The sequence below is a fragment of the Streptomyces acidicola genome (assembly GCF_009377235.1).
In the GTDB taxonomy this organism is placed as follows: Bacteria; Actinomycetota; Actinomycetes; order Streptomycetales; family Streptomycetaceae; genus Streptomyces; species Streptomyces acidicola.
The window spans coordinates 1-10,256 of record NZ_VMNX01000298.1 but is presented as its reverse complement, the minus strand read 5'-3'; the positions used below and the strand labels follow the sequence as shown (position 1 = coordinate 10,256).

The window sequence follows — 10,256 nt, the reverse complement described above, 5'->3', positions numbered from 1 at the left end:
CCTCAGGGAAGGGACGGGAATGGGTAGGGGCGGCGGGGGCGAGTGGTCCCTCACAGATGGCGGCGTCGGGTGGAGACCTGCCGTTCGTACAGTTCACGGGCCTTGACCGCCGACGATCGGGTCGCCGTCTCGGCCACGGGGACATCCCACCAGGCCTGGGCCGGGGGCGCGCCCGACACCATGTCCGCCGTCTGGGTCTCCACGTGGACACAGGTGGGGGTGTCGGCCGCCCGCGCCTCCGCGAGCGCGGCCCGCAGGTCACGCACCGTCTTCGCGCGCAGCACCCGCATGCCCAGGCTGGCCGCGTTGGCCGCGAGGTCCACGGGAAGGGGCGGGCCGGTGAACGTGCCGTCGTCGGACTGGTAACGGTACGCGGTGCCGAACCGCTCGCCGCCCACCAACTCGGAGAGGCCGCCGATGGACGCGTACCCGTGGTTCTGGATGATCAGCACCTTGACCGGGATGTTCTCCTGCACGGCCGTCACGAGCTCCGTCGGCATCATCAGGTACGTCCCGTCGCCGACCAGCGCCCACACGGGACGCCCCGGCGCGGCCATGCGTACGCCGATCGCGGCCGGGATCTCGTAGCCCATGCAGGAGTAGCCGTACTCCAGGTGGTACTGGTCCCGCGACCGCGTCCGCCACAGTTTGTGCAGGTCGCCGGGGAGGGAGCCGGCCGCGCTGACGATGATGTCCTCCTCGGTGACGATCTCGTCGAGCAGGCCCAGCACCTGGGGCTGGGTGGGCCGGACGTCGGGCTCGTCGCACTCGTAGCAGGCGTCGACGCGGTACTCCCAGCGCTGCTTGTCGTCGGTGTACTCGCTGACGTAGGAGTCGCCGACCTGGTGGTCGTGCAGTTCGAGGGCCTCGGTGAGCTCCTCCAGGCCCGCGCGCGCGTCGGCGATGAGCGGGAGCCCGGCGAGCTTGTGGCCGTCGAAGGGCGCGATGTTGAGGTTGAGGAAGCGGACGCCCTCGCCGGTGAACAGGGTGCCGGAGGCGGTGGTGAAGTCCGTGTAGCGCGTGCCCACGCCGATCACCAGGTCCGCGGTGCGGGCGAGTTCGTCGGCGGTGGCGGTGCCGGTGTGACCGATGCCGCCCACGTCCTGCGGGTGATCGTGGCGCAGGGAGCCCTTGCCCGCCTGGGTCGAGGCGACGGGGATGCGGGTTGCGTCGGCGAGTTCGGCGAGCGCCTCCTCGGCGCGGCTGTGGTGGACTCCGCCGCCCGCCACGATGAGCGGGCGCCGGGCCTGGCGGATCGCCGTGACCGCGGCGGCCAGTTCACTCGTGGCGGGGGCCGAGCGGCGCACCGCCCAGGTGCGCTCGGCGAAGAACTCCTGCGGCCAGTCGTACGCCTCGGCCTGCACGTCCTGCGGGAGGGCCAGCGTCACGGCGCCGGTCTCGACCGGGTCAGCCAGCACGCGCATCGCCTGGAGCGCGGCCGGTATCAGGGCCTCGGGGCGGGTGATCCGGTCGAAGTACCTCGACACCGGGCGCAGGCAGTCGTTGACGGACACATCGCCGGCGTACGGGACTTCGAGCTGCTGGAGCACCGGGTCGGCCGGGCGGGTGGCGAAGGTGTCGCCGGGCAGCAGCAGGACCGGGAGGTGGTTGATCGTGGCGAGCGCGGCGCCGGTCACCAGGTTGGTGGCGCCCGGCCCGATCGACGTCGTGACGGCGTGGGTGGACAGGCGGTTCGACTGACGCGCGTAGCCGACCGCCGCGTGCACCATGGCCTGTTCGTTGCGGCCCTGGTGGTACGGCATGTCGCCGCCGTACTCGACGAGCGCCTGTCCGAGCCCGGCGACGTTGCCGTGGCCGAGGACGCCCCAGGTGGCTGCGATCAGCCGCTGCCGCTCGCCGTCGCGTTCCGTGTACTGGACGGCCAGGAACCGCACCAGCGCCTGAGCGACCGTCAGCCTCGTCGTTGAGGTCATCGGCATCCCCCTGTGTTCTCGGCGTGGGCCGGATGTAAGCAGATCCACCACCTGCGGTACGGCTCCGCCGTGCCCACGTTTCAATGGTGCGCCTGCCGGCCGGATGTCCTCACGGACGGCGAGCCGCCGTCCACCCGATGTCGGGGACCTCCGGCGCGGGGCCGTAGCGGGCGGGGAGTCATCGCTCGCACTTCGCTCCTGCCAAAGCAAAGCGGCCTCCCGCGCCGGAGGCGATCTGGGCCCGACGTCACGGGCCGCTCGGGACCGCAACGCATCCCACGCCCGGCCTCGTGACCCAAGATCTAGCCTCGCGCACAGACCCCTGTCAACATTTTGTCCGGACATTCGGACCATGCCTTGACGCGCGTCACCTGCCCCCTCACGCTGACGCCCATGCCGTCGCCGTCTCCTCAGTCCTCACTTTCCCGCATCCGGATCGGATCAGCCCCGGATTCCTGGGGCGTTTGGTTCCCCGACGATCCGCAGCAGGTCCCCTGGCAGCGGTTCCTCGACGAGGTCGCCGCGGCCGGTTAGGAGTGCATCGAGCTGGGCCCGTACGGGTACCTGCCGACCGACCCGGCCGTGCTCGCCGAGGAGACGTCGAAGCGTGGCCTGAAGGTGTCGGCGAGCACGGTGTTCACCGGGCTGCACCACGCTGGACACGGGCACTACGCGTACTGCGAGGGCGACAGCGTCAAGCTCATCGAGACTTACGGGGAGCGGATCGGGCACCTGCACCTCAAGCAGGTGGACCCGGAGATCCTCGCCGAGGTTCGGGCGAACGAGATCCCGTTCGGGCCGGCGGTGGCGAAGGGCGTGATGTGCGAGCCGCCCGCGGGTGTGCCCGCGCTGGAGCCCGTGCTCGCCGCCGCGCAGAAGCTGGACGTGGATCTGTTCGCGATCGTGGAGCAGGACATGTACCCGTGCGAGCCGGACCGTCCACTGCCGATCGCTCGGCGGACCCGGGCGTTTCTGAGGTCCTGCGGGGCGTAGGCGCTCTCGCTCGCAATGCGCGTAACACTGCGGGCGGTGGTACGAAAGCACGTTGCCGCCGCTGCCATTGCCGTTGCCGCTGCCATTGCCGCTGCCATTGCCGTTGGCGTTGCCGTTGCCGTTGCCGTTGCCGTTGGCGTTGGCGAATTCATCACTCGTGTCACAAAGAGCATCGCTCTGTCACAGATGTCGCATGTCCGCGACCCGTGGGTCACACCTCCTCCACAGCCATCTCCCCTCGGCCGGTCACCCTCGTTGACCGGTCAGTAGGCATGGTGATCGCCGGCGTTACGCCCGGCGCGCAGGAGGAGGTGCCCCTGATGACCGACCGTCGCCTCTGGTCGTACAAGGAGATCGCCGCACACATCCGGGTGCGGCCGGACACCGTCCGCTCCTACCGCAAGCACGGGCTCCTGCCGCAGCCCGACCATGTGGAGGGCGGAAGACCGTACTGGTACGCGGACACCGTACGGGCCTGGGCGGCCTCCCGCCCAGGCAACCGGGGCCGCAGGACCGAGTGATGGGGCCCGACGGCGGGACGAATTCCGCTGCCGCCCCGTTATTCCGCATTCCGCTGTCGCCCCGTTATTCCGCATTCCGCTGTCGCCCCGTTATTCCGTTGCCGCCCCGTTCGCACGGTGCCGAGAATCCGGGGATGAGCTCCGATACGACGCCCTCCGCCCCGGCGGCCGACTTCTCCGTCAAGCCGGTCCTCACCGGTGAGAAGGCCCTGTTGCGGCCGTTCACCGCGGAGGACGCCCCGGTGATGACGCGGATTCTGGCCGATCCCGAGGTGATCCGGCTGACCGGCAGCCCGGCGGTGGAGTTCGGGGAGGAGCGGCTGCGCTCCTGGTACGGCTCCCGCGGCGAGCAGACCGACCGGCTCGACCTCGGCGTCGTCGACCGGGCGAGCGGTGAACTCGTCGGCGAGGCCGTCCTTTTCGACTGGGACCGGCACAACCGCAACTGCACCTTCCGCATACTGATCGGCCCCGGAGGACGTGACCGCGGTCTCGGTACGGAGGCCGTGCGGCTGATCGTCGGGTACGCCTTCGAGCGGCTCGGCCTGCACCGTGTGTCGCTGTGGGTCTTCGTCCACAATCCGAGGGCCCGGCGCGCCTACGAGAAGGTCGGCTTCGTGGCCGAGGGCGTGGAGCGGGAAGCCCTGTGGCAGGACGGTGGGTGGATCGACGCCGTGCGGATGGCGGTTCTCGCCCCGGAGTGGGCCGTCCACCGGGGTCGCCCGGAGGCAGGGGCGCTCAGCTCCACGGGTCTATGACCGTCACCCCGGCGCCCGGCGCCGTACCGACCGCCTTCAGCGCGGCCGGGACCGCGTCCAGGGTGATCGTGGACGTGACCAGCAGGTCGGGGCGCAGGATGCCCGTCCGGACCAGTTCCAGCATCGGCGGGTAGGCGTGGGCGGCCATGCCGTGGCTGCCGAGGAGTTCGAGTTCGAGGGCGATCACGCGGGCCATGGGGACCGGGGTGGTGCCGGTCGCGGAGGGGAGCAGGCCGACCTGGATGTGGCGGCCCCTGCGGCGCAGACCGTTCACCGAGGCCGCGCAGGTGGCGGGTGAGCCGAGGGCGTCCAGCGAGACGTGGGCGCCGCCGCCCGTGAGGTCACGCACGGCCTCGGCGGTGTCCGGAACGCGGGAGGCGTCCACGCACTCGGCCGCACCGAATTTCCGGGCGAGGTCCAGCGCTCGGCCGGACACGTCGACGGCCACCACCCGCGCACCCGAGGCCGCCGCGATCATCACCGCCGAGAGCCCGACGCCGCCGCACCCGTGCACGGCCACCCACTCCCCCGGCGCGACGCGCCCCTGGGTCACCACCGCCCGGAACGCCGTGGCGAACCGGCAGCCCAGCGCGGCCGCCGTGGCGGACGACAGCTCGTCCGGTACGGCGACGAGGTTCACGTCCGCCTGCTCCAGGGCCACGTACTCGGCGAACGACCCCCAGTCGGTGAACCCCGGCTGCGTCTGCCGCTCACACACCTGCTGGTCCCCGGCGGCGCAGGCGGGGCAGGTGCCGCAGGCGCAGACGAAGGGGACGGTGACACGGTCACCGGGGCGCCAGCGGCCCACCCGGTCCCCCGTCGCCTCCACGACTCCGGCCAGTTCGTGGCCCGGCACGTGCGGGAGCGTGATGTCCGGGTCGTGGCCCTGCCAGCCGTGCCAGTCACTGCGGCACAGTCCCGTGGCCTCGACGCGCACCACGACCCCGTGCTCCGAAGGTGCCGGGTCCGGGACCTGCCGCACCTCGGCCGGCTCCCCGAACCGCTCGAACACCACCGCACGCATACGCCCACGCCCTTCCACCCGGATCCACCGGGATCCACCCGGGTTCACCGGACCCGCCCGGCCCCATCCGGAAGGTCACCGTCCAGCGAACGCTAACCGCCGGTCGGCCTCGCTGTGGAGCCCCTGCCGGGGCCGGTCGCGGACCTCTTGCCGAACCCATACCCCCTAGGGGTATGATTGAGGTCACGTAGGCCCCATCCGCCTCCATGAGGAGCAACGCCATGACAGCCCAGACCGACACTGCCGGCACCGCCACAACCGTCACCACTGTCTACAAGGTGAGCGGAATGAGCTGCGGGCACTGCGAGGGCTCCGTCTCCAGCGAGATCTCCGGGATCGACGGCGTCACGTCCGTGAAGGCCGTGGCCGCCTCCGGCGAGGTCACCGTGGTCTCCACCGCCCCGCTCGACGAGGATGCCGTGCGCGCCGCCGTCGACGAGGCCGGCTTCGAGCTCGTGGGCAGGGCCTGAGCGGACATGACCGGCACCATCGCCGAGGCTCTCACACGTGAGCCCCTCCAGGAGATCGAGCTCACGATCGGGGGGATGACCTGCGCCTCGTGCGCGGCCCGCGTCGAGAAGAAGCTCAACCGCATGGACGGCGTCTCCGCCACGGTCAATTACGCGACGGAAAAGGCGAAGGTCACGTATTCCGAAGGAATACAGGTCGCCGATCTGATCGCCACCGTGGTGAAGACGGGCTACACGGCCGAGGAGCCCCCGCCGCCCCTGGAGGAGACGCCCGCCGCCGAGTCGGCCGACGATCCCGAACTCGCCGCCCTGCGGCAGCGGTTGACGGTCTCCGTCGTCCTCGCCCTCCCCGTCGTCCTGCTCTCGATGATCCCGGCCCTGCAGTTCGACAACTGGCAGTGGCTGTCGCTGACCCTCGCCGCGCCCGTCGTGGTCTGGGGCGGGCTGCCGTTCCACCGGGCCGCCTGGACGAACCTGCGGCACGGCGCGGCCACCATGGACACGCTCGTGTCGGTCGGCACGCTCGCCGCGTTCGGCTGGTCCCTGTGGGCGCTGTTCTGGGGGCACGCGGGCATGCCGGGCATGCGGCACGGCTTCGACCTCACGGTCTCCCGTACGGAGAGCTCGTCGGCCATCTACCTGGAAGTGGCCGCCGGGGTGGTCGCGCTCATCCTGCTCGGCCGCTTCCTGGAGGCCCGCTCGAAGCGCAGGGCGGGTGCGGCCCTGCGGGCGCTCATGGAACTGGGCGCGAAGGACGTCTGTGTGCTGCGATACGAGGGGAGCGAGCGCGAAGCGCTCTCGGTTGAGGGCGGTGGCGGGAGACGGGCGGGCGCGGGTGAGGTGCGCATCCCGGTGGACCGGCTGGCCGTGGGCGACCGGTTCGTCGTACGGCCCGGGGAGAAGATCGCCACCGACGGCACCGTCATCGAGGGCGTCTCGGCGGTCGACGCGTCCATGCTGACGGGCGAGTCCATGCCGGTCGACGTGACCGCCGGGGACGCCGTCACGGGTGGCACCGTGAACGCCGGCGGTCGGCTCGTCGTGGAGGCGACCCGTGTCGGTGCGGACACCCGGCTGGCGCGCATGGCGAAGCTGGTCGAGGACGCGCAGAACAGCAAGGCCGAGGTGCAGCGGCTGGCCGACCGCATCTCCGCCGTGTTCGTGCCGGTGGTGCTCCTCATCGCGGCCGGTACGTTCGGCGGCTGGCTCGGCGTCACCGGCGACACCGCCGCCGCGTTCACCGCGGCCGTCGCGGTACTGATCATCGCCTGCCCGTGCGCGCTGGGCCTGGCCACCCCGACCGCCCTGCTGGTCGGCACGGGCCGGGGCGCCCAGCTCGGCATCCTCATCAAGGGCCCGGAGGTCCTGGAGTCCACGCGCCGCGTCGACACCGTCGTCCTGGACAAGACCGGCACGGTCACCACCGGCCACATGACACTCCAGGAGGTGTACGTCGCTCAGGGCGCCGACGAGAAGGACGTCCTGCGGCTCGCGGGCGCCGTGGAGCACGCCTCCGAGCACCCGATCGCCCGGGCCGTCGCCGCGGGCGCAGCAAAGCGCCTGGGCGCCGCACTCCCGCCCGTCGAGGCCTTCGAGAACGTGCCTGGGCGGGGCGTACGCGGCCTCGTGGAGGGCCAGGACGTCGAGGTGGGCCGCCTGGCCTCCCGGCCACTCCCGGAGGCGCTGGCGGCGGCCAAGGAGACCGCCGAGTCCGAGGGCCGTACGGCTGTCGTGGTCACCCGGAACGGGGTGGCACTCGGTGTCCTGACCGTCGCCGACGCGATCAAGGAGACCAGCGCCGAGGCCGTACGACGGTTGCGCGCCCTCGGACTCACGCCGGTGCTGCTGACCGGGGACAACGAACGGGTGGCCCGCTCCGTGGCCGCGGCCGTCGGGATCGACGAGGTGATCGCCGAGGTGCTGCCCGAGGACAAGGCCGACGTGATCCGCCGGCTGCGCGACGAGGGACGGACCGTGGCGATGGTCGGGGACGGGGTCAACGACGCCGCCGCGCTGGCCACGGCCGACCTGGGACTGGCCATGGGCACGGGGACGGACGCGGCGATCGAGGCGGGCGACCTGACGCTCGTCCGCGGGGACCTGCGGGTGGCCGCGGACGCGATCCGGCTGTCCCGGCGTACCCTGACCACGATCAAGGGCAACCTCGTCTGGGCCTTCGGGTACAACGTGGCGGCGCTGCCGCTGGCGGCCGCCGGGCTGCTGAACCCGATGATCGCGGGGGCCGCCATGGCCTTTTCGTCCGTGTTCGTGGTGACCAACAGCCTGAGACTGAGGTCGTTCTCCTGACGACGAGGTAAAAGTCCCTCTAGAGTCCGGCAACGGCCTCACATAAGCTCTTCACAAGGCTCGCGCATCATCCTTACGCTTGGACCCCGATCACAGCATTGGGGCTCTTGCGCAGATTCAGGACATATGCAAGAGACGCACATCACAGTGTTGTGAACGTAACCATCGAAGGGGTTCGTGAGTCTAAGTTGGCGATGTCAGAAGCGTCTTGGGGGGCGTGACTGACATCTGGGGACGTCTTGGGGGACGTTCCCGGAACTGCGAGGCCGGGGCACGTGCACCGGGGAGCTTTGAGCGGCCCTCCCGTCCGTACGTACCCCGGCAGATCGCACTGGAGCAGTGGACCGGGTTTTGCTCGTTCTGCTCACCAGCGATTCAGGCGCTGGCCCACCATCGCCCGGCCGGATCCCGTGGGGGGAATCCGCACCGGGACATGGGAAGGCGCCCTGACCGTCGGCCCGTGGGGGGACCGGCGGCGGGGCGCCTTCCGCTTTTGTTGCCGTTGCTGTCGTTGTTGTCGTTCTTGCCGTTGCTGCCGAGTTTTTCTTCCGGCGACCCGAGCCGGGGCCGCGGCCCTGAAAGGGGCGCGGGGAACTGCGCGACCAGCCCCCCGCGACCCGCGGACAACGACCCACAGACGACGATGAACCGCCCCTCCGAGCGGAGCGCCTAGCGGGCCTCGACCGGCACGAAGTCGCGCTCGACGACGCCCGTGTAGATCTGGCGCGGGCGCCCGATGCGGGAACCGGGCTCCTTGATCATCTCGTGCCACTGGGCGATCCAGCCCGGGAGGCGGCCGAGGGCGAACAGGACCGTGAACATCTCGGTCGGGAAGCCCATGGCGCGGTAGATCAGGCCCGTGTAGAAGTCCACGTTCGGGTACAGCTTGCGGGAGACGAAGTAGTCGTCCGCGAGTGCGTGCTCTTCGAGCTTGAGCGCGATGTCGAGGAGCTCGTCGGACTTGCCGAGCGCCGAGAGGACATCGTGCGCCGCCGCCTTGATGATCTTCGCCCGGGGGTCGAAGTTCTTGTAGACACGGTGGCCGAAGCCCATGAGCTTGACGCCGTCCTCCTTGTTCTTCACCTTGCGGATGAAGGAGTCGACGTCACCTCCGGCGGTCTGGATGCCCTCCAGCATCTCCAGCACCGACTGGTTGGCGCCACCGTGCAGCGGGCCCCACAGAGCGCTGATACCGGCCGAGATCGACGCGAACATGTTCGCCTGCGACGAGCCGACCAGGCGGACCGTGGAGGTCGAACAGTTCTGCTCGTGGTCCGCGTGCAGGATCAGGAGCTTGTCGAGCGCGGAGACGACCACCGGGTCAAGCTCGTACTCCTGGGCGGGGACCGAGAAGGTCATGCGCAGGAAGTTCTCGACGTACCCGAGGTCGTTGCGCGGGTAGACGAAGGGGTGGCCGATGGACTTCTTGTACGCGTACGCCGCGATCGTCGGAAGCTTGGCGAGCAGCCGGATCGTGGAGAGGTTGCGCTGGGTCTCGTCGAACGGGTTGTGGCTGTCCTGGTAGAACGTCGACAGGGCGCTCACCACGGACGACAGCATCGCCATGGGGTGTGCGTCGCGCGGGAAGCCCGTGTAGAAGTTCTTGACGTCCTCGTGCAGCAGGGTGTGCTGGGTGATGTCGTTCTTGAAGCTGGTCAGCTCATCGACCTTCGGCAGCTCACCGTTGATCAGCAGGTAGGCCACCTCCAGGAAGGTGGAGCGCTCGGCCAGCTGCTCGATCGGGTAGCCGCGGTACCGCAGGATGCCCTGCTCACCATCGAGGTAGGTGATGGCGGATTTATAGGCGGCGGTGTTCCCGTATCCGCTGTCGAGAGTCACCAGACCGGTCTGGGCGCGGAGCTTCCCGATGTCGAAGCCCTTGTCGCCGACGGTGCTGTCGATCACCGGGTAGGTGTACTCGCCGTCGCCGTACCGCAGTACTACAGAGTTGTCGCTCACGTCATCCCTCACCGACGTAGTGCCTCACCTTCGAGGTGCCCTGACTGTCTCTACCATCCCCCAATTGGCTCAGAAGAGTGCACTCGGGGTCGACTATCGGGCCTATTGGCGGCACTCAGTGCCGCCAACTTGCTCATCCTGCCCGCTCTGCCCGGCTTCTGGAAGTGCTGTGTGACCTTTCCGACTCAGTTGATCGATCATTTTTCACGAGGCCTCCGCGAACGGACCGCCGACCGCCGGGGAGGTGTGGGGGGGTGTTCCGCCCCCGCCGCCCCTACCCGTTCCCGTCC

Annotated in this window: 7 protein-coding genes and 1 pseudogene; 5 read left to right on the top strand and 3 right to left on the bottom strand. The window is 70.1% G+C overall.

The annotated features are described in order from the left end of the window. Nucleotides 1-50: 50 nt before the first annotated feature. Nucleotides 51-1,934 carry a 3D-(3,5/4)-trihydroxycyclohexane-1,2-dione acylhydrolase (decyclizing) gene (gene iolD / locus FPZ41_RS41245; protein ID WP_152869335.1) on the bottom strand — a complete coding sequence of 628 codons (1,884 nt, stop codon included), beginning with the start codon at nucleotides 1,932-1,934 and terminating at the stop codon, nucleotides 51-53. A gap of 393 nt (nucleotides 1,935-2,327) precedes the next feature. Between iolD and FPZ41_RS41235 the strand changes: the two are divergent. The 3 genes and pseudogenes from FPZ41_RS41235 to FPZ41_RS41225 all read left to right on the top strand — a co-directional run bounded on the left by FPZ41_RS41235 (nucleotide 2,328) and on the right by FPZ41_RS41225 (nucleotide 4,206). After that, a pseudogene (locus tag FPZ41_RS41235) lies at nucleotides 2,328-2,927 on the top strand (sugar phosphate isomerase/epimerase family protein). A gap of 320 nt (nucleotides 2,928-3,247) precedes the next feature. Beyond that, nucleotides 3,248-3,448 (top strand): helix-turn-helix transcriptional regulator, encoded by a 201-nt coding sequence (locus FPZ41_RS41230; protein WP_152869333.1) that lies wholly within the window; start codon nucleotides 3,248-3,250, stop codon nucleotides 3,446-3,448. A 134-nt stretch (nucleotides 3,449-3,582) separates the two neighbouring features. Then, entirely contained in the window at nucleotides 3,583-4,206 is a 624-nt protein-coding gene (locus tag FPZ41_RS41225) for a GNAT family N-acetyltransferase (RefSeq protein ID WP_152869331.1), read from the top strand. Here FPZ41_RS41225 and FPZ41_RS41220 read toward each other — a convergent pair. After that, entirely contained in the window at nucleotides 4,187-5,230 is a 1,044-nt protein-coding gene (locus FPZ41_RS41220; protein ID WP_152869329.1) for a zinc-dependent alcohol dehydrogenase family protein, read from the bottom strand. The genes FPZ41_RS41225 and FPZ41_RS41220 overlap by 20 nt on opposite strands. A 221-nt stretch (nucleotides 5,231-5,451) precedes the next feature. On the opposite strand from FPZ41_RS41220, the gene FPZ41_RS41215 reads away from it, so the two are divergent. Together FPZ41_RS41215 and FPZ41_RS41210 are read left to right on the top strand one after the other, a co-directional pair. Beyond that, on the top strand, nucleotides 5,452-5,700 hold the full coding sequence (locus FPZ41_RS41215; protein ID WP_152869327.1) for a heavy-metal-associated domain-containing protein: 249 nt from the start codon (nucleotides 5,452-5,454) through the stop codon (nucleotides 5,698-5,700). A gap of 6 nt (nucleotides 5,701-5,706) precedes the next feature. Next, nucleotides 5,707-8,007 (top strand): heavy metal translocating P-type ATPase, encoded by a 2,301-nt coding sequence (locus FPZ41_RS41210; RefSeq protein ID WP_152869325.1) that lies wholly within the window; start codon nucleotides 5,707-5,709, stop codon nucleotides 8,005-8,007. A gap of 669 nt (nucleotides 8,008-8,676) precedes the next feature. Here the strand turns inward: FPZ41_RS41210 and FPZ41_RS41205 are convergent. After that, nucleotides 8,677-9,966 carry a citrate synthase gene (locus FPZ41_RS41205; RefSeq protein WP_322621379.1) on the bottom strand — a complete coding sequence of 430 codons (1,290 nt, stop codon included), beginning with the start codon at nucleotides 9,964-9,966 and terminating at the stop codon, nucleotides 8,677-8,679. Nucleotides 9,967-10,256 lie beyond the last annotated feature (290 nt).

Coding starts and splice junctions, on each gene's coding strand:
- FPZ41_RS41230 (WP_152869333.1), top strand. CDS start 3,248: ATGACCGACCGTCGCCTCTGGTCGTACAAGGAGATCGCCGCACACATC.
- iolD (WP_152869335.1), bottom strand. CDS start 1,934: ATGACCTCAACGACGAGGCTGACGGTCGCTCAGGCGCTGGTGCGGTTC.
- FPZ41_RS41210 (WP_152869325.1), top strand. CDS start 5,707: ATGACCGGCACCATCGCCGAGGCTCTCACACGTGAGCCCCTCCAGGAG.
- FPZ41_RS41225 (WP_152869331.1), top strand. CDS start 3,583: ATGAGCTCCGATACGACGCCCTCCGCCCCGGCGGCCGACTTCTCCGTC.
- FPZ41_RS41220 (WP_152869329.1), bottom strand. CDS start 5,230: ATGCGTGCGGTGGTGTTCGAGCGGTTCGGGGAGCCGGCCGAGGTGCGG.
- FPZ41_RS41215 (WP_152869327.1), top strand. CDS start 5,452: ATGACAGCCCAGACCGACACTGCCGGCACCGCCACAACCGTCACCACT.